Origin of the sequence: Mesorhizobium sp. M0062 (assembly GCF_040323125.1) — a bacterium.
Classification (GTDB): Bacteria; Pseudomonadota; Alphaproteobacteria; order Rhizobiales; family Rhizobiaceae; genus Mesorhizobium.
In genome coordinates this window covers 185,868-206,902 of the sequence record NZ_JAMYUO010000007.1, presented here as the reverse complement: position 1 = coordinate 206,902, position 21,035 = coordinate 185,868, and the positions used below count along the sequence as shown (strand labels likewise).

The window sequence follows — 21,035 nt, the reverse complement described above, 5'->3', positions numbered from 1 at the left end:
TCCAACAAAGGGTTAGGTCATGATGAGATTTCAACCAAATCTCATCATGATCTAAGCGGCAGCCGATGCTTCGGCAGGGCGGGAACGGCAATGCCTCTGACAACTGCGGAGCGTCGGCCTATGGCGGCATACCAACGCGCCAGGTCTGGCGCGTCATCGAGGCTGAGGCCGAGCCTGGTGACGGCCGCGTTGATCCATGGCCATGTCATCACATCGGCGATGCCGTAGCTTTTGCCGACGATGTGCTCATGGTGCTTTAGCCGGCTATCGAGAACTCGGAAGACACGTCCGGTTTCGCGCTCAAAACGCTCGATCACGTAAGGGATTTTTTCCGGCGCGAAAATTTTGTAATTCCACAATTGGCCAAGCGTCGGGCCGACATGGGCCGCCTGGAACAAGGTCCAGGTCAGCGTATCGTCCGCTTCCTGCGCGCCCACCGGCTGAAGCTTGCCCGACCGTCGCGCCAGGTAGTGCAGGATGGCGCCGGATTCGAAGACCGTGCGGCCGGCGTCCCGGTCGACGATCACCGGGATCTTGTTGTTGGGATTGAGCGCCAGCAAATCAGGCTTGGTCTGGTCGCCCTTTTCGATGTCGACCAAGCGGACCGAGTAGGGCAGGCCGACCTCTTCCAGCATGATCGAGGCCTTGTGCCCGTTGGGTGTCTGGCAGGTGTAGAGTTCTATCGGCGTCATGGCTCTTCTCCGCGACCGTTCTTTCGTCGTCGGACTCATATGGCGTGCGCGCATGCGCAGATCGACATGCCGATTCGCCCGCTTGCTCTGCGTTTTTGCACAGTGAAGCGTCATTTTGACTCGCAGAGCGCAGCGCTTTCTTTTATCTTTCTGCAAGAATGCACAGCTCACGCGATATCGACTGGGAAGATCTGCGCATGGTGCTGGCCGTCGCCGATGGCGCTTCGCTGGCGGCGGCGGCTCGGATCCTGGGCGTGAACCACACGACTGTGCTGCGGCGCGTCAACGCCTTCGAGGCGCGGCTGGGTATCCGCCTTTTCGATCGGCTGCCGACTGGCTATGCCCTCACCGCGGGCGGCGAGGAACTGCTGGGCGCGGCACGCACAATGGCCGAAACGGTCAATGAACTGGCGCGCAAACTGTCGGGGCAGGATCTCAGGTTCGAAGGCAGGTTGCGGGTCACCACCACCGATACGCTGATGGCGTCGGTGCTGCCGCCGATCCTGGCGGCGTTTCATAAGCTCCATCCCGGCATACGGGTCGAGGCGATGACGCAGAATTCCATCGCCAACCTGACGCAAAGGGATGCAGACGTGGCGATCAGGCCGGTGTCGCAACCGCAGGAAATCCTGGTCGGCCGGCGCATTTCGGGCGTCGCCTTCGCCGCCTACGCGACACGTTCCTATGCCGAAACGCTACCCCCGGAGCCGAGACTGGGTGCGCTGCGCTGGATCGCGCCCGACGACAGCCTAGCCAACACCGGCGTCGCCCGCTGGATGCGGTCGTCGCTGCCCGATGTCGAGATCGCCATGCGCGCCGATTCCCTGGTGACGATGTCGCATGCGGCGGGCGCCGGAATCGGGGTTGCGGCGCTGCCCTGTTATCTCGGCGACAGCCTGCCCGGGCTTGTAAGGGTCGCAGGGCTGATCGAGGAGATCGGCTCGGCGCTGTGGGTGCTGGTGCACGACGATTTGCGCCGCACGGCGCGCGTCCACGCCTTCACCAAATTCGTCTCCGGCGAATTGCAGCAGCGGCGCGACCTTCTTGAGGGCAGGCTCGGCGCCGGAGCTTGAGACGCACGCCAGCTGACGCTGGGGTTCAACTCCGCAACAGGTTCCCAAGCTCGGCAACCGTCATCACGCGCCCGAACACCTTGCCTATGATGTCGAGGGTTGCATTGTGCGATGCCTCGTCCAGTCCGCCATTGGCGTCGCTGATGAAAGCCACCTTGTAGTCGCGCATGAAGGCGCTCCGCGCGGTGGATTCGCAGCAGATGCTGGTCACGGTGCCGATGATGATCACCGTGTCGACCCGGCCTGCGCCACGGATGTTGCGCAACACGGTCTCGAGCTGCGTGTTGTGGAAGGCATCGTAGCGGTGCTTCTTGATGACGACATCCCCAGGCAAGGGCGCAAGCGCGGCGACGATTTCGGCGCCGGCGCTGCCTTCCCGCATGCCTTTGGTTTTCAGCTTCGGCTGATAGCCGGTTTCCAGCGGCGAGATATCGAAATGGTCGCTGAGCACATGCTGGGTGTAGATAACCGGGACGCCTTGCGCGCGGCAAAGCTCGACCACCTGCCGCATCGCCGGAATGCGATGGCGGCCATGGCCACTTCCATGACGGCGCCCTCATCGACAAAGTCGCTTTGCATGTCGATGACCAGAAGGGCTGCGCGTTGCTTGTCGAACGGCCATGGTTCGTCGCCGGGCTGGGGCATTGCGTGTTTCCTGTTTCCGACGTTGATCAGGTGAGCAGCAGGCTCTTCATCGAGACATCGCAATTCCTGCCGATGACGATGTGATCGTGGATGGATGGCGAGATCAAGGTCGTGGCAATCTCGCAGCGAGCTCCGGGATTGGTTTGGGCGACTTGACGCGTCCTCGCTTGGCCTACGGGTCGATGACCGCGATCGCATCGATCTCTATCAGGTAGCCGGGAGACATCACTGCTATCCCGACCACTACGTTTGCTGGCTTGTGATCGCCGAACAGCTCGACCTGGGCCGCTTCGATGATCGGCACGTGTTCGTCGCGTTTGTAATCGACGATGTAGATCGTGATCTTGCAGACTTGCTCGGGCCGAGCGCCGGCGGCAGCAAGCGCTCGGCCGAGATTCCCGAACGCCAGGCGCGCCTGGACTGCGAAATCACCATGGCCAACGAGCTTGCCGTGCATGTCTTCTGGCTGCTGGCCCGAGACGAACACCAGCTTGCTTCCTGTCGCAACGACGACCTGGGAGTACATTTCCGGAATCGGCAGATCATTTGGATTTATGCATTCGAGCGTCATTGAATAGATCTCCTGCAATGGCTGACGGGAACTGGCTGCTTCGTATTCGCGAGTCTACGACATTGTCGCCGAAGCGGGCGCTTCCGTCGCAATATCACTTCTACACCGCAAGCGTGGGCGTTTGAGCCAAGCCGGAATGTTGCTGATTGGCTCGCGAGCGGTGGCGTTTGGGATGACGGCACCGGCGCCCATCAGGCTCAGATCAGCAGCAGGCCCTTCATCGAGGCATTGCCTTTCTTGCCGATGATGATGTGGTCGTGGACGGCGATGCCGAGCGGCTTGGCGCTGTCGATGATCTGCTTGGTCATTTCGATGTCCGCACGCGATGGTGTCGGATCACCTGATGGGTGATTATGCACCAGGATGACGGCGCTGGCCGACAGTTCGAGCGCGCGCTTGATCACTTCGCGCGGATAGACCGGCGTGTGGTCCACGGTGCCGACCTGCTGTACCTCGTCGGCGATCAGCACGTTCTTCTTGTCGAGGAACAGGATGCGGAAATGTTCGCGGTTCTCGAACGCCATCGCCGAGCGGCAGTACGCAAGAAGCTGCGTCCAGTTGGACAGCACCTCGCGGTCGCGAACCTCGGTCCGCGCCATGCGCTGCGCGGCAGCGGCAATCACCTTCAGGTCGACCGCCACGGCGGGGCCGATGCCCTTCACCTCCTGCAGCAGCGCCACCGGTGCGCCAAGCACTTCGCCAAAAGTGCCGAAGCGCGCCAAAAGCGCCTTGGCGATCGGCTTGGTGTCGACGCGCTGGATCAGGCGAAACAGCAGCAGTTCGAGAAGTTCGTAGTCGGGCAGGGCGTCTGCGCCGCCGGCAACGAAGCGCTCGCGCAAACGGTCGCGATGGCCGTGATAGTGTGGCTTCTCCGTCGATTTGTCTCTTGGTGCCTTGTCCTTCGCCGGTGGTTCAAGCCACCGCTCGGAGAAGAACCCCCGTTCGTCGTCACCGCTGTTCCCCATCCATCCCCCACACTCCCCGAAGGCTTCGACGGCAGATTAGAGCGGTAAGCAGCGCGCGGTCGAGTTTTTTCGGCGACGGCGCCTCAAAGCTGCGGCTTGAGGCGATCTTGTTTTCAGCTGACCGGCGGCAGGCCGGGGCGGTCGAGCTTGTTTGGCGACAGGGTGAAAATCTCGCAGCCAGTTTCGGTGACGCCGATCGTGTGTTCGTACTGCGCCGACAGCGAGCGGTCGCGCGTCACCGCCGTCCAGCCGTCCGACAGCACTTTCACATGCGGCCGGCCAAGATTGATCATGGGCTCGATGGTGAAGATCATGCCCGGCCGCATCTCGACGCCTTCCGAGGCGGTGCCATAGTGCAGGATGTTGGGTGCGTCGTGGAACAGCTGGCCAACGCCGTGGCCGCAGAAATCGCGCACCACCGAGCAGCGCTCTGCCTCGGCATAGGTCTGGATGGCGGCGCCGATGGCGCCGGTGCGGGCGCCGGGCCGGACCGCCGCGATGCCGCGCATCAGGCACTCGTGGGTGACTTCGAGCAGGCGTTCGGCGGCGCGCTTGATGGTGCCGACGGGATACATGCGCGAGGAATCCCCGTGCCAGCCGTCGAGGATGTAGGTGACATCGATGTTGACGATGTCGCCTTCCTTCAACGGCTTGTTGTCTGGAATGCCGTGGCAAACGACGTGGTTGATCGAGGTGCAGGACGATTTGGTGTAGCCGCGGTAGTTGAGCGTCGCCGGTAGCGCGCCTTGGTCCATGCCGAATTCGAAGACGAAACGGTCGATGGTCTCGGTGGTGACACCCGGCTGGACCATCGGCACCAGTTCATCAAGGCAGCGCGCGGTGAGATCGCAGGCCTTGCGCATGCCGGCAAATCCTTCTTCGCCGTAGAGGCGGATCTGGCCGGTGTTCCTGAGGGGTGCCGTGGCGGCGTCGAGATAGGTGACCATAGTGTCCGTTTGCCTGTAAGCGGGCGGCGCATATCAGCCCGTTAGAAAATTTCCCCAGATTTGGCACTGCAAGCCGCAAGGTTCAAGGAAGAACTGCCGGCAATGGACTGATACTGGCGATTTTCCTGGCTTGTACGGCCGCTCAGATGACATCCAGGTGCGCGATCTCCTCCGAATGCCGAGATCGCACTGACGACACATTTTCGCGCAAAAGCAGCCAAAGCAACTTTTGACGACGAACGGCGTTGCTGTGGTCGACGCCAGTTCGGGAGATATAGAATGGACAGATTGCAATTCGAGGTGCCGGTGCGCATCGCGCCCGCGCCCGGGCTGCCGGTAGAGGAAATATACAGCGTCGAACAGGCGCTGGATATCCTGCATGACTGGCCAAAGAAGCGACAGGGCAAGGTCTATGAGGCGGCGTTCAATGCCTGCTTCGGGGCCACGGTGGATGTGGTCAAGACTGAGGATGCCTGGCGCGCCTTCATGGCGTTTTGCCGGGTCAGTGGCCTGCTGGCCAGGGATATGATGGTTACGGCCAAGCGCGCCGGCGAGGCGAGGGGCCTGAGGGTCTAGAGTTCTGCTTGGCCTGGAGGCCGGCCAACCGACTCGTTCCAATCGGCGCGGACTCCGCGGCGTTAAGGTTCCGTTTCCGACTTCACAGCTAGGCATGAGCCATAGAGCAGCGTCTGATTCGTTGCGTCGGTTTCATGGTGCAGAACATGTCTTCAGCCAATGTGCGTACCTTCCCGCTAGATCGGCAGACCGTGCTGGTGCGCGAGGTCGCCGCAAGGCTGGGCAGACTGCACGGCGACACGGCCACGTCGTTCTGGAAGGCCACGGCGCGCGAACTCCTCGACAAGGCGGTCGCAGCCGGCAGCGATGCAGCTTCGGCGGCCAACGATGTCCGCCGGTTTTTTGCCGCGGTCCAGGACGAGATGCATTTCAAGGCGGACGATGCCGCACCGGGGCAGCGCCGGACGCGCACCCGCCTCTAGCTTCGAACAGAGCACCGACACGCGCTCACTGTGGCCAACCGTGGACCGGTCTTGGCGTCGACGGATCTCGGGTCTTACGCTGTCGATTGTGCCGTCCCAGCCACGGCGAGCGCCTTGTTGAACGCGAGACAGGCGATGAAATACTGGTCGCGCTCGGCCCTGGCGACGTCGGTCATTGCCAAGGAAATCGTCGAGCGCTATGGCGGGACCGTCACGCCGGAGAACCTGCCTGACGGATGGCTTTTGCAGATGGTGGGATCGACGCGGTTTAGCGCAAGGCGTCGGCCTCTCGGCGATCCCTGTGCCGGTCCGGTCCGAATCGGCTATGCCTGCGCGATGCAGGAAACGTCTCTCTACATCCCGGTGAAGCGGTTTCTCGAGAGCCTGGAGTTCACGGTCAAGGGCGAAGTCGGCCACTGCGATATCGTGGCGGTGCGCGACGGCGAGCCGCCTGTGCTGGTCATCTGCGAACTGAAATTGCAGTTCAACCTCGAACTGGTGCTGCAAGGTGTCGATCGCGCCGCGGCATGCGACGAAGTGTGGCTGGCGGCGCGCATGTCGGCGCGTGGCAAGGGCCGCGAGCACGACCGCCGTTTTCGCGCGCTGTGCCGGCGGCTCGGCTTCGGGCTTCTGGCTGTCAGCGGCAAGGGGGAGGTCGAATTGCTGCTCAGCCCGGCGGCTCTGCCGCCGCGCCGCGATCCGAAGCGCCGCTCCCGGCTGATGGAGGAACACCGGCGCCGGCGCGGCGATCCGGTGGTCGGCGGCGGTTCGCGCGCGCCGATCATGACCGCCTACCGGCAGGATGCGCTGGCCTGCGCCGCAGCCATGACCGACGGGCCGAAACGCCCGCGCGATCTGAAAGCGATTTCGCCACGCGCGCCCAGCATCCTCTTGGACAATGTCTATGGCTGGTTCGCCAGGGCCGAGCGCGGCGTCTACGCGCTGACCGAGGGTGGCCACGCGGCGTTACAGCGCTGGCCGCAGGTAGCGCACGACCAAGGGTGAGTGCCGGAGATTGCCGCGAGCAGGCGCCGAGGGAAACCTCGGCACGGCAGCCGCTGTTCGCCGTTTCAACCGATTCGCCGCGCCACCGTTCCAGCCGCTGCTAGTTCGGCGGCTGCCGCGAGGCTTCTTGTTTTCCTGAAAGATCTGGTACGCCCAAGGGGAATCGAACCCCTGTTACCGCCGTGAAAGGGCGGTGTCCTAACCGCTAGACGATGGGCGCGCTCAGACGAAGCGGCTTATAATTGCGTTGTTGCCAACCGGCAACCCATCAGCCGCCAGATGCGGAAACTTTTTTCAAGAGGGGCGAAAACGGCCAGTTTGGTGAGCCAGCGCAGGTTTTCTGGCCTCGCGTCGTTGCACATCTTTGGACGAACGCGCCGCGCAGTCGTCATCCTCGCGTCTGCGCTGCGTCGCTGCGCTCCTTGCTTCGCCATAGGATGACGAAGTCGCGGGTGCCTCGGCAAATCTCGAACGTCGCTGATAGGTAATCGGAAAAAACGGCGGGCTGCTAACAGCCCCTCGGCCCGTTTGCCGAATGGGGATGCTAACCCCGCCGGCGGCAGCGCCAGTTCCAGTCGCGCTCGGGGCCGACGTCGACGTGAACGGATTCGGTATGGCAGTAGGTGCCGACGCCGCCGCGGCCGGGCATGGTTCGGATGTAGCTCGCCAGTTCCCATTTGGAGACGCCGGGAACCTGGATGTCGGCGGCGGCGCAATACATGTGCAGCGAATTCTTGGCGCCGTTGGCGCGGCGGTTGCGGGCCGGGTCGCGGTAGCCTGATGTGACCATCATCTTGCGGCCGTAATGGCCTTCGATGGTCTTCAGCACACGCACCAGCGACGGCTTCAGGCAGGCGACGTCGACGCTCTCGTTTTGCTTCAACAGGCCATTGGGCGCCAGCCGGGCGAGGCCGGCGGCGGAGGCCACCTGATAGGCGCCGCCCGAACCCTCGTCCTCGTTCAGGTCGACGTCGCTTTCGTCGTCGAGGCCGGATTTGCGCTTGATCTCGAACAGCGCCGTCTGGCGCACGCCGGGCAAGGCATCGCTGCCGGTGATGTGGTTGCTCTCGTTGCCAAGCGAGGCAAGCTGCAAGGGCTTGTCGGCGGAATTGGCTGACGCTAGCGTGATGATCGGCTTTGCCGGGACGGCCTTCTGGGAAGCAACCGCAGGCTGTTCGCCCGAGCGCGAGTTGACCAGCGGAGCAGGTGCCGCCGAGGTTGGCGTGGTGCTGAACAGTGAGGCCAGGAAGCCCTTCTTCGGCGTGTCGATCTGCTGGGGCGCGGCGGTCACGTAGACCTCGTTGGTCGCGGGTGCCGCTGCCGTCGCTTTCGGTGCGGTCACGCCGGCATCGGCGGCGGCGATCTTCTGCGCCACGGCGTCCGTTGCGGCCGCGGTCTGTGCTGACTGCTGCAGCGACTGCGGCGTCTGGCCGACAATGGTTTCGGAGCCGGCGGGAACATTGACCGGGAAGCCGGTGCCGGGCTTGGCCACCGGCACATAGGCGACCTGCTCGGGCAGTGTCGCATCGCCCGCTGCCGTCATCATCATCTGCGGCCCGGTGGATGTGACCTGCACGGTCGAATCGCCCGGCGCCGCAGGGCTGGCGCCGGAAGCCGCGGCGATGTCAGAAGCGGTCGCGTTGTAGCCAGGCATGCCGGCGGACATTGTGGGGTCGCCAGCGGAGGTGCAGGACGCCAGAAGCACGGAGAAAAGCGCTGCCGCTATAGTGCGACCTTCTCTCCCCGCGAGACGCGATCCTACTGATTTCAAAACTAGATTCCCCCTCGGTGTCCGGTCGGCCTGCTATTGGTGCGGCGTCGAAACGTTCACATCCAATAACCTTGTGTTCCCAAACCGGAAACGAGACTTGTGTCAATTCTGCAAGCCTCTGAATTATTTGCTCGTTGGAGGCCAATTGAGGCTTCTTGAAGGTTGACGACACCATTTCGCCCCGTTTTGCCGGCCCGTCAACTCACCAGACATTACATTCCGTTACACACAGGCACCTGCAAAAGGTGCCGGCGTTACACGCGGACCTTCACATAGGTGCCGGGGGCATCACCCAGGGTTTTCATATTCTTGCCCGGTTTGCGGGCCGGAACGAGGGTGTCGTCCTGGGTTTCGATCCAGTGCTGCCAGTGCGTCCACCAGGAGCCGGGATGCTCCACCGCCGAGGCGAGCCACTGGCCAAAATCGCCCGTCGGTTTGCCGCCGGTCCAGTACTGGTATTTCTTGGCTGCCGGCGGGTTGACGACACCGGCAATGTGGCCGGAACCAGCCATCACAAACTCGACGTCGCCGCCGAAATATTGCGAGCCGAGAAACACCGAAAGGGCCGGCGCGATGTGATCTTCCTTCGACGCCAGGTTGTAGACCGGGATGGTGACGTCGGCCAGCGACACAGTGCGGCCGGCGAGTTCCATCACGCCACGAGTCAGATTGTTCTCGAGATAACAGTTGCGCAGGTAGAAGGAGTGGTTTGCAGCCGCCATGCGGGTGGAATCGGCGTTCCAGTAGAGCAGGTCGAAGGGCAGGGGATCCTTGCCGCGCATGTAATTGTTGATGACATAAGGCCAGATCAGGTCGCCCGAGCGCAGCATGTTGAAGGCGGTCGCCATCTTGGTGCCGTCGAGGTAGCCCTTTTCGTTCATCGATTTCTCGACCGCTGCCACCTGGTCCTCATCGACGAAGACTTTCAGGTCGCCGGCATGGGTGAAGTCGACCTGCGTGGTGAAGAAGGTCGCCGATTTGATGCGGTTGTCGCCTTCCTGTGCCAGCAGTGCGAGTGCGGCCGCCAGCAGCGTGCCGCCGACGCAATAGCCGATGGCGTTGACCTCTTTCTCGCCGGTCGCCTTCTCGATCATGTCGAGGCCGTATTGCAGGCCTTCCCGTATGTAAGCTTCCCAGCCCTTGGCGCCGTGCCGCTCGTCGGGATTGATCCAGGAGATGACGAACACGGTATGGCCTTGCTCGATCGCCCAGCGGATGAAGGACTTTTGCGGGTTGAGATCGAGGATGTAGAACTTGTTGATCCAGGGCGGGCAGATCAGCAGCGGGCGCTTGAGCACCGTCTCCGTCGTCGGATCGTACTGGATAATTTCGGCGACATCGCTGCGGCCGACCACCTTGCCGGGAGATGTCGCGACGTTCTTGCCGATCTCGAAGGGCGAATAGTCAGCTTGTCTCAGCTTCAGGTCGCCCTTGCCGGCGGCGATGTCTTCGGCCAGCATCTTCATGCCGCGCACCAGGTTTTCTCCATTCGAGGCGACGGTTTCTCGAAACAGCTCCGGATTGGTCAGGATGAAGTTCGACGGCGAGATGGCATTGGACACCTGCTTGACGTAGAAGCTCGCCTTGTGGCGGGTGTGGTCGTCGAGGCCTTCGGCGTGCTCGACCAGGTCGGCCGCCCAGCGCGAGGTGACGAGATAGGCCTGTTTGAGGAAATCGAAGAAAGCGTTGCGACCCCATTCGGGGTCTTGAAAACGCTTGTCGCCGCGCTCGGGCTTGACCGCATCGTCCGGCGCTTCGGCATTCGGGCTAACCTTCTGGATGGCGTTGCCCCAGACCGTCATGTAGCCGGCGAACAGTCGCGTCTGCGCTTCCAGCGCGCGTTGCGGGTCGGCCAGCCAATATTCGCTGAGCTTGGAAAAGGTTTTGACCATGTCGACCACGGGTTCGGCGACATGATCGCGCACCTCGCCTTTTTCGCGCGGCTCGGCCCAGGCCGAGGCGGCTTTGCCGGCCTGTTCGACCATGCGCGCCATGTTCAACGCGAAGCGTTCCGGGTCTTTCACCAGATATTGCTCGACGGTCGAAGATTGATCATCTTCCGCTTTGCTCGAATCAGGTGTTTTGGACATGGCTCGCGGGGTTCCTCCCGAGGCGTTTTCTTGACATATTATCATGGGACATCTGACCGGGTCCAATGCGCTGTACCCCGGCTGCCAGGAAAACAATATGACGATTAACACCGGCGAGACCATTTTTTCGGGGGCAGGCCGCTTTTGCCGCATCGCGGTTGCAATCGCCTGTCTGGCGCCAGGGCTGCTGGCGGCAAGTGGCTGCACGAGCGCCAACACCGGCAACGGGATGAATGTCGGCCTGACCCAGGGCGCGCAGGACACCGGCTCTTATCCCAATCTCAACATCCCACCGCAGGTGGCGGCAAAGCAACTCACCCCTGAGGAGACGCAGGCCAAGCTTGCCCAGTTGAAGGGCGAACAGCAGGGGCAAGTGGCCAAGGGCGGCGGCGGTGCCCCGTCCACCAGCCCGGCGGCGCTGAATTCGCTGGCGAAGAACCATGGCAAGGACACGCTGAAGCAGATCGAAGCCAAATGCGATCCCGCCCTCGACCCTACCTGCAAATAAGGCTATATCGCGCGCCGAAAGCGGTCTTTGCCAAGGGCGCCTAGCCAAGCCAACTGTGCTGAAGCCAATCTTAAATCGTCTGGAACTGACATGGAAGAATTTCACAAGGTCCGCCGGCTTCCGCCCTACGTGTTCGAGCAGGTCAACCGGCTGAAGGCCAGCGCCCGTTCGCGCGGCGCTGACATTATCGACCTTGGCATGGGCAATCCCGACCTGCCGACTCCGAAGGCGATCGTCGACAAATTGTGCGAAGTGGTGCGCGATCCGCGCACGCATCGCTATTCCTCCTCGCGCGGCATCCCAGGTCTGCGCCGCGCCCAGGCCGCCTATTATCAGCGCCGTTTCGGCGTGAAGCTCAATCCCGACACGCAGGTGGTGGCGACGCTCGGTTCGAAGGAAGGCTTCGCCAATATGGCGCAGGCGATCACCGCGCCGGGCGACGTGATCCTGTGCCCCAACCCGACCTATCCGATCCATGCTTTCGGCTTCATCATGTCGGGCGGCGTCATCCGTTCGCTGCAGGTCGAGCCGGATGACGGCTTCATCCCGGCGCTCGAGCGCGGTGTCCGTCATTCGATCCCGAAGCCACTGGCATTGATCCTCAACTATCCGTCTAACCCGACGGCGCTGGTCGCCTCGCTCGATTTCTACAAGGACGTGGTCGCCTTCGCCAAGAAGAACGACATCATCATCCTGTCGGACCTTGCCTATTCGGAGATCTATTTCGACGGCAATCCGCCGCCTTCGGTGCTGCAAGTGCCGGGCGCCATCGATGTCTGCGTCGAGTTCACCTCGATGTCGAAGACCTTCTCCATGCCCGGCTGGCGCATGGGCTTTGCCGTCGGCAATGAGCGGCTGATCTCGGCGTTGACGCGGGTGAAGTCCTATCTCGACTACGGCGCCTTCACGCCGATCCAGGTGGCGGCGGCGCATGCGCTGAATGGCGACGGCGCCGACATCGCCGAAGTGCGCGAGGTCTATTTGAAGCGCCGCGACGTCATGGTCGATGCCTTCAGCCGCGCCGGCTGGACCATTCCGGCACCGGCTGCCTCGATGTTCGCCTGGGCGCCGATCCCGGAGCCGTTCAAGCATCTCGGCTCGCTTGAGTTTTCCAAGCTCCTGATCGAGCACGCCGACGTGGCGGTGGCGCCGGGCATCGGCTTTGGCGAGCATGGCGACGATCACGTCCGCATCGCGCTGGTCGAGAACGAGCACCGGATCCGGCAGGCGGCGCGCAACATCAAGCGCTTCCTGGCGTCCAGCGCCAAGCAGCCGAACAATGTGGTGCCGCTCGCCGCGCATCGCTAAAGTCGCCGCACATCTTATTCGAGTAGATTTTTTGAGGGGCGTCGCCGGGCATGGCTGAAGCGTTGCGTGTTGGAATTGCGGGTCTGGGTACGGTCGGCGCCTCGGTGGCGCGCGTGCTGCGCGACAAGGCAGCGGAGCTGACGCGCCAGTGCGGACGCGATGTCATCGTCACGACCGTTTCCGCGCGCGATCCCAAGCGCGACCGTGGCGTCGACCTCAGCGCCGCCAAATGGTTCGACGATCCGATCAAGATGGCGCAGGCCGCCGATATCGACGTCTTCGTCGAACTGATCGGCGGCGATGAAGGGGCAGCGCGCGCGTCGGTCAAGGCAGCACTTGAAGCCGGACGTCATGTCGTCACCGCCAACAAGGCGCTGTTGGCCAAGCACGGCGTGGCGCTTGCCGAAATCGCCGAGAAGAAGGGCGTGCTGCTCAACTACGAGGCGGCAGTTGCCGGCGGCATCCCGGTCATCAAGACGATGCGCGAGGCGATGGCCGGCAATTCGGTCACCCGCGTCTTCGGCATCCTCAACGGCACCTGCAACTACATCCTGACCCGCATGGAGGCCGAGGGCATCTCCTTCGACGAGTGCCTGAAGGACGCGCAACGGCTGGGTTATGCAGAGGCCGACCCGACTTTCGATATCGAGGGCCATGACACGGCGCATAAATTGTCGATCCTGACCAGCCTGGCCTTCGGCACCAGGATCGCCGCCAACGACATCTACATGGAAGGCATTTCCAATATCAGCCAGGCCGATATCCGCGCCGCGGGCGACCTTGGCTACCGGATAAAACTGCTCGGTGTCGCGCAGCGCACCGACAGCGGCATCGAGCAGCGTGTGCACCCGACCATGGTGCCGACCGCGTCGGTGATCGCACAGGTGCATGGCGTGACCAATGCAGTGGCCATCGAAACCGACATTTTGGGCGAACTGCTGCTCTCCGGCCCCGGCGCCGGCGGCAACGCCACCGCGTCCGCCGTGGTCGGCGATATCGCCGACATCGCAAAGAGCCGGCCGGGCTTCCAGCACGGTCCGGTGTTCGGCCTGCCGGCCAAGGAACTGCGCCCCTACAAGAAGGCGCAGATGCGCAGCCATGCCGGCGGCTATTTCATCCGGCTGACCGTGCACGACCGCATCGGCGTCTTCGCCGCGATCGCCAAGCGCATGGCGGACAACGACATTTCGCTGGAATCGATCGTCCAGCATGCCGTCAGCGGCGAGACGGACGCGCAAAAGACGGTGATCCTGGTCACCCACGAGACGACGGAAGCAGCGGTGCGCAAGGCTGTCGACGGCATCACCAAGGACGGCCACCTCACAGACAAGCCGCAGGTTATCCGCATCGAGCGTGCGGGCTAGGCCAAGTCATTTTTCTCCTTTAACGGATTGATACTGCTGCTGAAAAGTGGTTCAGACGCCATAATGCTCTATCTCTTTGATTTGGAGCCGGATTGAGATTTCAGGTCGAACCCACCAATCATCATCGGGCTCTGGCGGAGGCGTGAGCCGCGAGATCAAGGCGCGTCACCAGGATGTGGAAAAGTTTTGAGACTTTCCTGTTTAGCCGTCGCATATTGCCGGAAATGACAATCTATAGATTACGCCTCCTATGACGGGCGACAAACGCTTCTTCCTCGATGTCAGGCAGTCGGCGACCGGTGTTTCCTGGGAACACCGGTTGAGCGAGCGGCAGGACATGACTGCGCTCGCCATAGCGCAGGGCCACGGCGTGCCCGACATTGTGGCGCGCGTGCTCGCCGGGCGCGGCGTCACCGCGGACCAGGCCGAGCGCTTCCTCGATCCGACGATCCGCAATCTGTTGCCGGATCCGGCTTCGCTGACCGACATGGGCAAGGCTGCGACCCGCATCGCCGAAGCGGTCATGGCCAAGGAGAAGGTGGCAATCTTCGGCGACTACGATGTCGACGGCGCCGCCTCTTCGGCGTTGCTCAAACGCTTCCTGACGCATTTCTTGGTGCCTTCGGAGATCTACATTCCCGACCGCATCTTCGAGGGCTACGGCCCCAATCCGGAGGCTATGCGCGAACTGGTCTCGCGCGGCGCGACGCTGATCGTCACCGTCGATTGCGGCACCAACAGCGCTGTCTCCATTGATGCCGCCAAGGCCGCAGGCGCCGATGTGGTGGTGCTCGACCACCATCAGGTCGGCGGCCCGCTGCCGGAGGCGACCGCGGTCGTCAATCCCAATCGCGAGGACGACCTTTCCGGGCAAGGCCATTTGTGCGCCGCCGGTGTCGTCTTCCTCACTCTGGTGCAGACGGCGAGGGTCCTGCGCAGCCGATTGCCCGACGCAGCGCCACCGGACCTGTTGTCGTTGCTCGACTTGGCGGCGCTGGCCACGGTTTGCGATGTGGTGCCGCTCATCGGCGTGAACCGCGCTTTCGTCGTCAAGGGACTACAGATGGCGCGGCAGCAGAAGAATGAGGGGCTCGCCACACTGGCGCGGGTGTCCCGCATTGGTGAGCCGATAAGCACCTTTCATCTCGCCTATCTGATTGGGCCGCGCATCAATGCCGGCGGCCGCATCGGCGATGCAGCACTTGGCAGCCGGCTGCTCGCCACCGACGATCCGGTTGAGGCCAGGACCATTGCCGAGACACTCGACCGGCTCAACCAGGAACGCCAGCAGATGGAGCTGGAGATGCTGGCAGCGGCGCGCGCGGAGGCTGACGCCGAACTTGCCGGCGGCAACGGGCCGGCCATCATCGTCACCGCCAGCACCAATTGGCATCCCGGCATTGTCGGCTTGATCGCCTCGCGGCTGAAGGACCATGCGCGGCGGCCGGCCTTCGCCATCGCCTTCAACGCCAATGGCATCGGCACCGGCTCCGGCCGTTCGGTGTCGGGCTTCGATCTCGGACGGCTGGTGCGCGCAGCCGCCGATGCCGGGCTGATCGTCAAGGGCGGCGGCCACGGCATGGCCGCCGGCATCACGGTGGAACGCGCCAAGCTCGGCGAACTCCGTGCTTTCTTCGAGGAGCGCGCGGCGGCCGAAGTGTTCCGGCTCCAGGACGAAGAAAGTCTGGCCGTCGACGGCGCGCTCGCCGCCGAGGGCGCGACGATTGCTTTGCTCGATGCACTGGAAAAGGCCGGGCCTTTCGGCGCCGGCCATGTCGCGCCGGTGTTCGCGCTGCCGCGCCATCGGCTGGCCGACGCGCGGGCCGTCGGCACCAACCACATCCGGGCTGATCTGCAGTCGGAAAGCGGCGGCCGCATCCAGGGCATCGCCTTTCGATCCGTCGATACCGCGCTGGGCGAATTCCTGTTCAAGAACAGGGGCAACACGATCCATGTAGCCGGCTCGCTGTCGGGGAATTATTGGAACGGCAACCGCACGGTGCAGTTCCGCATCACCGATGCGGCCAAAGCCTGACATTGCCGAACTGGTTTAAGCGAGAACCGTCTGCAGCCGCTTCAACTCGCTGATCTGCGCCATCGTCGCCTGGTAACCGACGCTGATCGCCTCATCCGCGCGGTGGAATTCGGTCAAGCCGATATGGCTGAGTTTCGGTTGGAGCGACATGTCGGGCGGATCGCCCGCTAGCCTTGCGCGTGAAATCCGGTCCTGGATGATGTTGAAGGCTTCGACCATGACGCCGGTGATGCCGAGACGGCTCTGGTGCGGCTGGTGGTCGGGGCTGGCCTGGCCTGGCCGGGGCGCGTCCTTCTCGATGAGCAGTTCGCCGGCGCTGTGCTTGATGACGGCGGCGCGGCCGAACAGATCGTAGTGAAGGTTGACCGCGACGACCAGCGGCTGCTCGTAGGCGCGGCAGACCGAAACCGGAACCGGGTTGACCAGCGCGCCGTCGACCAGAATGCGGCCGTTGCAATTCACCGGTTCGAACACGCCGGGCAGCGCATAGGAAGCCCGCATCGCGGTGATCAGCGATCCGCTGGACAGCCAGATCTCATGGCCGGTGCGAATTTCGGCGCCAACGGCGACGAAGGGTTTCGTCAGATCCTCGAAGCGGATGCCTGCCATGTGCTCGCGCAGCCTGACGTCCAGTTTCATGCCGCCGAACAGGCCGCTGCCGCGCAGATTGAGATCGAGCAGGCCGAAGATGCGCCGCTTGGTCAGGCTGCGGGCGAACTCCTCGAGTTCGTCCAGCTTGCCGGCCAGATAGCAGCCGCCAACCAGCGCGCCGATCGAGGTGCCGGCGATCATCGAGACTTCGATGCCGGCTTCGTCGAGCGCGCGCAGCACGCCAATGTGCGCCCAGCCGCGTGCGCAGCCGCCGCCCAGCGCGAGCGAAATGCCTGTCTTGCCCGCGGGTTGCGGGTCAGGCACGCCGCCGGACGATGAGGGGCCATTGGCCTCCCGCACGTCCGGTCTGCTACGCAATGACGCCCACTCGAGCATCATGATCTCCCTTGTCCCGCGTCCGTTCTACAGGAAGGACGTTTGAGAATAGTGAATATGAGTGGTTTGCGACTGTTGAATGGTTCACGCGGGCTTCCGATAGGTTTTTTCCGCATCGAACAGCGGCGTGCTGCCATCGTCGGCAAGCGTTGCCTTGCCGCCGATTAGCCCCACCGTCCGATAAAAACATGAACGCCGGCCGGTGTGACAAGTTGCGTCGTGGCCCAACACTTTGACGCGCAACCATATGGCGTCCTGGTCACAATCCGTGAGCATCTCGACGACGGTCTGAAAATTGCCTGATGTTTCGCCCTTCTTCCACAGCGTGCTGCGCGAGCGCGACCAGTAGTGCGCGATGCCGGTTTCGAGCGTCAGCGCCAGCGCCTCGGCATTCATATGCGCGACCATCAGCAGCATACCGTCAGCGGCGTCGGTGACGACGACGGTGACCAGCCCGGCAGCATCGAAACGCGGGGAAAACACCGCGCCTTCTTCGAGGGCCTTCTTGTCTGATGGAGCCTTGGGAAATGTTAGTGCCGACATCGCCGGTCCTTGATCTAGCGATGCCGGCGAGGGGCTTACGCCCCGAGGCCGCGCACCATGGTGACGAAACGGACCTGTTCCTCGGGCGTGTCCTTGAACACGCCGGTGAAGGTCGAGGTCAGCGTGGTGGAGCCCTGCTTGCGGATGCCGCGCATGGCCATGCACATATGCTCAGCCTCGATCATGACGGCGACACCGCGCGGATTGAGCACGTCCTGGATGACGCCGGCGATCTGTGCGGTCATGGCCTCCTGAGTCTGCAGGCGATGGGCGAAGATATCGACGACGCGCGCGATCTTGGACAGGCCGACGACCTTGCCGTCCGGGAGGTAGCCGACATGCGCCTTGCCGATGATCGGCACCATGTGGTGCTCGCAATGCGAGTGGAACTGGATGTCCCTGACGATGACGAGATCGTCATAGCCGGCGACTTCCTCGAAGGTGCGGCCGAGTTCTTCGGCCGGGCACATGTCATAGCCGTTGAACATTTCGAGAAAGGCCTTGGTGACGCGCTTGGGCGTGTCGATCAGGCCCTCGCGGTCCGGATTGTCGCCGGTCCAGCGCAACAGCGTGCGCACGGCGGCCTCGACCTCGGCTTCGCTCGGCCTGTCGGTGACCGGCTTGTCCAGATAGTCGGAAGGGGGCATGATTTTCTTGATGACGGCATCCATAAAGGCGTCTCCCGTAGTTCCTCTCTCAGGAGGAACGAGTTGAACGGACCACGACCTTTCGGGTGCTGAAAACTCGCCCGGTTTCCAGCCCGCAAGCGGCGTGAACGAAATGGGCAAGGACGATGGCTTTGCGTTGCCTTGTCGATACCCGACTGCCAGCATTATATATGGTCGTGCGCAGCGAATGAAAGACGCCACAGCGGCAATCGCTGTTCGCTTGGCGGCGACGGATTGGAAAAATATGATTGACGACGTCTACAATGCGAAAATTCTGGGTTTTGCCGGAAACATCGCCCGCATAGGCCGGCTCGATCATCCGGATGCGAGTGCCAAGGCTCATTCCAAATTGTGCGGCTCGACGGTAACCGTCGACCTCAAGATGGACAATGGCGTCGTCACCGATTTCGCTCATGACGTGAAGGCCTGCGCCCTCGGCCAAGCCTCGTCCTCGATCATGGCTCAACATGTCATCGGCGCCAGCGCCGACGAATTGCGGGCGGTGCGCGACACCATGCTGAAGATGCTCAAGGAAAATGGCGCGCCGCCGCAAGGCCGCTTTGCCGATCTGAGATATCTGGAGCCGGTGCGCGACTACAAGGCGCGCCATGCCTCGACCATGCTGACCTTCGATGCGGTCGTCGATGCCATCGGTCAGATCGAGAAGAAACGCGCCGAACAAGCGGCGTGACCCTTGCCATTTGATCGCCAAAGCCTGGTGTTCGCCGCGAGCCTTGCTGGCGCAGTTGCGTTGAGCAGCGGCGCGAGCCGGGCGGACGTGGCGGTCCAGCGCGATATCGGCGAGTATCTCAAGAAGGCCATCCAGCTCTGCTGGAGCATACCTGTAGACGCCCACAGCATAGTCCGCGTCCAGTTCAGCCTGAACAAGGACGGTTCGCTCGCCGGTCCGCCAAAAATCCTCAGCCCTGCGCCACCGACGCCGGACAAGGTTGCCGAGGCCGCTGTCCGGGCCATCTCGCGCTGCGCACCATTTTCCAGGCTGACATCCTATACGGCCCATTATGATCTGTGGCGTGATGTCGTGCTGACATTCGACCCGGGACAGGATACTTCGGACAGGGCTCTGGGCATCGATGCGAAGGAGCTCGACCAAGCCCTCGAAAAATTCCGCAAGAAGCCAAATTAGCTGAGGCCGGTCAGGCGGCTCTTGGTTTGCTGCGCCCGTCTGCTTTCGGCAAATTCGCTTCTCACCCAGTCGGCGAAGGCCTTGGCCGGCTCCGCCAGGTCCTTCAAACTCCTGCCGACCAGCCAGTAGGCGCCCGATGCGACATCAATGTCGAACGGCTTGATCAGCGCGCCGGATGCAATCTCCTCGCCGATCTGCAAGAGGTCGCCCAGCGCAACGCCGTGGCCGAGCAGGGCCGCCTGCTTCGACAGCGACACATCCGCCAGCATAGGGCCGCGCGCCGGAATGGTGTCGGCTGCCACGCCGGCTGCCTCGAACCAGCGCGCCCAGCCTTGACGATTCTCCTCGTGCAACAGCGTGTAGCGGGCAAGGTCGAGCGGCTTTTCGAGGGCAGGGCCCGATGCCAGCAAGGCCGGCGACAAGACCGGTGAATCGACGGTCGAGGCGAGCCATTCGGCCTCGCTGCGCGGCCATGAGGTGGCGCGCGCGCTGAAGCGCAAGGCGAGTTCGGGCTGATCGCTGCGGAACTCGATCGGCCTTGGGTCGACTTCGAGGGAAACGTCGATATCGGGCCGCAACTGGCTGAAGCGGTTGAGCCGCGGCAACAGCCATACAGAGGCCAGCGACGGCTCGACGCTGACGCGAACCACCGACTGCGCCGGGGCCGCCACCAGGTCCGAAAGCAGCCTGTCGATGTCGTCGAAACTCCTGACCAACTGATCGAGCAGGCGCTGGCCGGCTTCGCTCAGCTCGACGCGACGGTGATGACGGTGGAACAAGGGCTGGCGCAGGAACTGCTCGAGTTCGCGGATCTGCCGGCTGATGGCGGCCTGGGAGACGAACAGCTCCTCGGCGGCCCGGCTAAAGCTCAATTGCCGGCCGGCTGCCTCGAAACTTCGCAATGCCGTCAGGGGCAGCCGTCCGCGCTTCATTTCGCATAACCCGAAGTTATCTGAACCGGAAATTATACTCGTTTGAAGGCGAAGGCCAGCGGGCGTCTAATCCGTCTCAAAGGAGATGCGGCCATGATCCAGTTACTGGAAATCTTTTGCGATGTGATGCGGATCGCGACGTTTCAGTGGCATGGCCACAGGCGGCATCATGTGCAGCGCACCGAGCAAAGGCCGGCCACCCGCTGGGCGGCTCCATCGGAGCGGCATCCCTTTCGCCGCTCGCGACCCTGAAGCCGACACAGAGGCGAGTGAGTGAAGAGGATTGCGTTTGCCGGCCGAAGCTCACATCTATCGGTTTGGAAACGCAAGCTGACCCGGAAGCTGGTTTCGGGGTCGCGTTCGGAAAGAGACTGCGGTGGGCGACCAGCATCGGCATGTGCATGCCGCCGGACAGACCCGGCGCGGGCGCAACTGGCCCGGTCCCTGGCGCAAAACACCCGGCCGCATTTTCGGCACGTCGCTGGTGCGCTTGTACCAGCTGACGCTGTCCGGCTTTGTCGGCAATTCCTGCCGGCATCTGCCGACCTGTTCCGAATACGCGCATGAGGCAATCGCCCGCCATGGCCTGTGGGCCGGCGGCTGGATGGGGCTTTTTCGCGTGCTGCGCTGCGGGCCGTTCGGAACGCATGGTGTCGACCGCGTGCCGGAGGTGCTCGCTCCGAGCTACGTCTGGTTCACGCCATGGCGTTATTGGCAGATCGGCAGGAAGCGCGGCGAGGCCTGACGGCGGACGCGCTGGGTCCCTGATATAGATCGCCAGGGCGG

General features: G+C 63.1%; 21 protein-coding genes, 1 tRNA gene and 1 pseudogene. 11 read left to right on the top strand and 12 right to left on the bottom strand.

The features are described from left to right. Positions 1–44: 44 nt before the first annotated feature. Complete coding sequence (locus tag NKJ64_RS11715; RefSeq protein ID WP_352462592.1) at positions 45–692, bottom strand: glutathione S-transferase family protein; 648 nt, start codon at positions 690–692, stop codon at positions 45–47. A gap of 158 nt (positions 693–850) precedes the next feature. On the opposite strand from NKJ64_RS11715, the gene NKJ64_RS11710 reads away from it, so the two are divergent. Then, the gene (locus tag NKJ64_RS11710) at positions 851–1,765 is read left to right on the top strand and encodes a LysR family transcriptional regulator (protein ID WP_352462591.1); all 915 of its coding nucleotides are present in this window, start codon (positions 851–853) and stop codon (positions 1,763–1,765) included. Positions 1,766–1,790: 25 nt separating this feature from the next. Here the strand turns inward: NKJ64_RS11710 and NKJ64_RS11705 are convergent. The 4 genes and pseudogenes from NKJ64_RS11705 to map all read right to left on the bottom strand — a co-directional run. Further along, positions 1,791–2,288: pseudogene (locus tag NKJ64_RS11705) on the bottom strand (isochorismatase family protein); the annotation flags it as partial. Positions 2,289–2,582: 294 nt separating this feature from the next. Further along, entirely contained in the window at positions 2,583–2,981 is a 399-nt protein-coding gene (locus tag NKJ64_RS11700) for a RidA family protein (RefSeq protein ID WP_352462590.1), read from the bottom strand. 197 nt (positions 2,982–3,178) lie between these two features. Continuing rightward, positions 3,179–3,946: a RadC family protein gene (gene radC / locus NKJ64_RS11695; RefSeq protein WP_352462589.1), complete on the bottom strand. Its 768-nt coding sequence runs from the start codon at positions 3,944–3,946 to the stop codon at positions 3,179–3,181. Between the two features lie 113 nt (positions 3,947–4,059). Then, on the bottom strand, positions 4,060–4,893 hold the full coding sequence (gene map / locus NKJ64_RS11690) for a type I methionyl aminopeptidase (protein ID WP_352462588.1): 834 nt from the start codon (positions 4,891–4,893) through the stop codon (positions 4,060–4,062). Between the two features lie 279 nt (positions 4,894–5,172). Here map and NKJ64_RS11685 point away from each other — a divergent pair, with 279 nt between their 5' ends. From NKJ64_RS11685 to NKJ64_RS11675, 3 genes are all read left to right on the top strand, one after another. Next, the gene (locus NKJ64_RS11685) at positions 5,173–5,469 is read left to right on the top strand and encodes a DUF982 domain-containing protein (protein ID WP_023667653.1); all 297 of its coding nucleotides are present in this window, start codon (positions 5,173–5,175) and stop codon (positions 5,467–5,469) included. A 146-nt stretch (positions 5,470–5,615) separates the two neighbouring features. Further along, positions 5,616–5,891 (top strand): DUF6074 family protein, encoded by a 276-nt coding sequence (locus tag NKJ64_RS11680; protein WP_352462586.1) that lies wholly within the window; start codon positions 5,616–5,618, stop codon positions 5,889–5,891. Positions 5,892–6,227: 336 nt separating this feature from the next. Further along, complete coding sequence (locus NKJ64_RS11675) at positions 6,228–6,896, top strand: DUF2161 domain-containing phosphodiesterase (RefSeq protein ID WP_023705981.1); 669 nt, start codon at positions 6,228–6,230, stop codon at positions 6,894–6,896. Positions 6,897–7,041: 145 nt separating this feature from the next. Here the strand turns inward: NKJ64_RS11675 and NKJ64_RS11670 are convergent. The 3 genes from NKJ64_RS11670 to phaC form a co-directional block, all read right to left on the bottom strand. Beyond that, positions 7,042–7,116 (bottom strand) — tRNA-Glu (locus tag NKJ64_RS11670). Positions 7,117–7,440: 324 nt separating this feature from the next. Then, the gene (locus NKJ64_RS11665; protein ID WP_245261858.1) at positions 7,441–8,562 is read right to left on the bottom strand and encodes a D-Ala-D-Ala carboxypeptidase family metallohydrolase; all 1,122 of its coding nucleotides are present in this window, start codon (positions 8,560–8,562) and stop codon (positions 7,441–7,443) included. Between the two features lie 359 nt (positions 8,563–8,921). Continuing rightward, positions 8,922–10,757 carry a class I poly(R)-hydroxyalkanoic acid synthase gene (gene phaC, locus NKJ64_RS11660; RefSeq protein WP_352462585.1) on the bottom strand — a complete coding sequence of 612 codons (1,836 nt, stop codon included), beginning with the start codon at positions 10,755–10,757 and terminating at the stop codon, positions 8,922–8,924. A 97-nt stretch (positions 10,758–10,854) separates the two neighbouring features. On the opposite strand from phaC, the gene NKJ64_RS11655 reads away from it, so the two are divergent. The 4 genes from NKJ64_RS11655 to recJ all read left to right on the top strand — a co-directional run bounded on the left by NKJ64_RS11655 (position 10,855) and on the right by recJ (position 15,972). Continuing rightward, positions 10,855–11,265: a hypothetical protein gene (locus tag NKJ64_RS11655; RefSeq protein WP_023667627.1), complete on the top strand. Its 411-nt coding sequence runs from the start codon at positions 10,855–10,857 to the stop codon at positions 11,263–11,265. A 90-nt stretch (positions 11,266–11,355) separates the two neighbouring features. After that, positions 11,356–12,573, top strand: a complete 1,218-nt coding sequence (locus NKJ64_RS11650) for an LL-diaminopimelate aminotransferase (RefSeq protein ID WP_023681615.1) — start codon at positions 11,356–11,358, stop codon at positions 12,571–12,573. Positions 12,574–12,623: 50 nt separating this feature from the next. Then, a complete protein-coding gene (locus NKJ64_RS11645) occupies positions 12,624–13,937 on the top strand; it encodes a homoserine dehydrogenase (protein ID WP_023753343.1) in 1,314 nt (437 codons plus the stop codon). Positions 13,938–14,187: 250 nt separating this feature from the next. Beyond that, entirely contained in the window at positions 14,188–15,972 is a 1,785-nt protein-coding gene (recJ, locus tag NKJ64_RS11640) for a single-stranded-DNA-specific exonuclease RecJ (protein WP_023701219.1), read from the top strand. A 15-nt stretch (positions 15,973–15,987) separates the two neighbouring features. Here the strand turns inward: recJ and NKJ64_RS11635 are convergent, their stop codons facing one another. The 3 genes from NKJ64_RS11635 to folE form a co-directional block, all read right to left on the bottom strand. After that, positions 15,988–16,959, bottom strand: a complete 972-nt coding sequence (locus NKJ64_RS11635; RefSeq protein ID WP_023667624.1) for a patatin family protein — start codon at positions 16,957–16,959, stop codon at positions 15,988–15,990. 84 nt (positions 16,960–17,043) lie between these two features. Then, on the bottom strand, positions 17,044–17,502 hold the full coding sequence (hisI, locus tag NKJ64_RS11630) for a phosphoribosyl-AMP cyclohydrolase (RefSeq protein ID WP_023695458.1): 459 nt from the start codon (positions 17,500–17,502) through the stop codon (positions 17,044–17,046). Between the two features lie 35 nt (positions 17,503–17,537). Continuing rightward, positions 17,538–18,173 (bottom strand): GTP cyclohydrolase I FolE, encoded by a 636-nt coding sequence (gene folE, locus NKJ64_RS11625; RefSeq protein WP_023667622.1) that lies wholly within the window; start codon positions 18,171–18,173, stop codon positions 17,538–17,540. A 241-nt stretch (positions 18,174–18,414) separates the two neighbouring features. On the opposite strand from folE, the gene NKJ64_RS11620 reads away from it, so the two are divergent. Further along, positions 18,415–18,861 (top strand): iron-sulfur cluster assembly scaffold protein, encoded by a 447-nt coding sequence (locus tag NKJ64_RS11620; RefSeq protein ID WP_023701218.1) that lies wholly within the window; start codon positions 18,415–18,417, stop codon positions 18,859–18,861. 60 nt (positions 18,862–18,921) lie between these two features. Further along, positions 18,922–19,317, top strand: coding sequence for a cell envelope integrity protein TolA (tolA, locus tag NKJ64_RS11615; RefSeq protein WP_156933737.1), 396 nt, complete (start codon positions 18,922–18,924; stop codon positions 19,315–19,317). On the opposite strand, the gene NKJ64_RS11610 is transcribed toward tolA, so the two are convergent. Next, on the bottom strand, positions 19,314–20,249 hold the full coding sequence (locus NKJ64_RS11610; protein WP_023710655.1) for a LysR substrate-binding domain-containing protein: 936 nt from the start codon (positions 20,247–20,249) through the stop codon (positions 19,314–19,316). The genes tolA and NKJ64_RS11610 overlap by 4 nt on opposite strands. A gap of 376 nt (positions 20,250–20,625) precedes the next feature. On the opposite strand from NKJ64_RS11610, the gene yidD reads away from it, so the two are divergent. Further along, complete coding sequence (gene yidD, locus NKJ64_RS11605; protein ID WP_023695455.1) at positions 20,626–20,994, top strand: membrane protein insertion efficiency factor YidD; 369 nt, start codon at positions 20,626–20,628, stop codon at positions 20,992–20,994. The last annotated feature ends 41 nt before the right edge of the window (positions 20,995–21,035 follow it).

What these genes read in the sequence shown, in the direction of transcription:
- NKJ64_RS11675 (WP_023705981.1), top strand. Translation starts at nt 6,228, where the DNA reads ATGCAGGAAACGTCTCTCTACATCCCGGTGAAGCGGTTTCTCGAGAGC.
- folE (WP_023667622.1), bottom strand. Translation starts at nt 18,173, where the DNA reads ATGGATGCCGTCATCAAGAAAATCATGCCCCCTTCCGACTATCTGGAC.
- NKJ64_RS11710 (WP_352462591.1), top strand. Translation starts at nt 851, where the DNA reads ATGCACAGCTCACGCGATATCGACTGGGAAGATCTGCGCATGGTGCTG.
- NKJ64_RS11635 (WP_023667624.1), bottom strand. Translation starts at nt 16,959, where the DNA reads ATGCTCGAGTGGGCGTCATTGCGTAGCAGACCGGACGTGCGGGAGGCC.
- recJ (WP_023701219.1), top strand. Translation starts at nt 14,188, where the DNA reads ATGACGGGCGACAAACGCTTCTTCCTCGATGTCAGGCAGTCGGCGACC.
- NKJ64_RS11680 (WP_352462586.1), top strand. Translation starts at nt 5,616, where the DNA reads ATGTCTTCAGCCAATGTGCGTACCTTCCCGCTAGATCGGCAGACCGTG.
- NKJ64_RS11715 (WP_352462592.1), bottom strand. Translation starts at nt 692, where the DNA reads ATGACGCCGATAGAACTCTACACCTGCCAGACACCCAACGGGCACAAG.
- NKJ64_RS11620 (WP_023701218.1), top strand. Translation starts at nt 18,415, where the DNA reads ATGATTGACGACGTCTACAATGCGAAAATTCTGGGTTTTGCCGGAAAC.
- NKJ64_RS11655 (WP_023667627.1), top strand. Translation starts at nt 10,855, where the DNA reads ATGACGATTAACACCGGCGAGACCATTTTTTCGGGGGCAGGCCGCTTT.
- NKJ64_RS11650 (WP_023681615.1), top strand. Translation starts at nt 11,356, where the DNA reads ATGGAAGAATTTCACAAGGTCCGCCGGCTTCCGCCCTACGTGTTCGAG.
- NKJ64_RS11645 (WP_023753343.1), top strand. Translation starts at nt 12,624, where the DNA reads ATGGCTGAAGCGTTGCGTGTTGGAATTGCGGGTCTGGGTACGGTCGGC.
- phaC (WP_352462585.1), bottom strand. Translation starts at nt 10,757, where the DNA reads ATGTCCAAAACACCTGATTCGAGCAAAGCGGAAGATGATCAATCTTCG.
- radC (WP_352462589.1), bottom strand. Translation starts at nt 3,946, where the DNA reads ATGGGGAACAGCGGTGACGACGAACGGGGGTTCTTCTCCGAGCGGTGG.
- map (WP_352462588.1), bottom strand. Translation starts at nt 4,893, where the DNA reads ATGGTCACCTATCTCGACGCCGCCACGGCACCCCTCAGGAACACCGGC.
- NKJ64_RS11700 (WP_352462590.1), bottom strand. Translation starts at nt 2,981, where the DNA reads ATGACGCTCGAATGCATAAATCCAAATGATCTGCCGATTCCGGAAATG.
- NKJ64_RS11610 (WP_023710655.1), bottom strand. Translation starts at nt 20,249, where the DNA reads ATGAAGCGCGGACGGCTGCCCCTGACGGCATTGCGAAGTTTCGAGGCA.
- NKJ64_RS11665 (WP_245261858.1), bottom strand. Translation starts at nt 8,562, where the DNA reads ATGTCCGCCGGCATGCCTGGCTACAACGCGACCGCTTCTGACATCGCC.
- hisI (WP_023695458.1), bottom strand. Translation starts at nt 17,502, where the DNA reads ATGTCGGCACTAACATTTCCCAAGGCTCCATCAGACAAGAAGGCCCTC.
- NKJ64_RS11685 (WP_023667653.1), top strand. Translation starts at nt 5,173, where the DNA reads ATGGACAGATTGCAATTCGAGGTGCCGGTGCGCATCGCGCCCGCGCCC.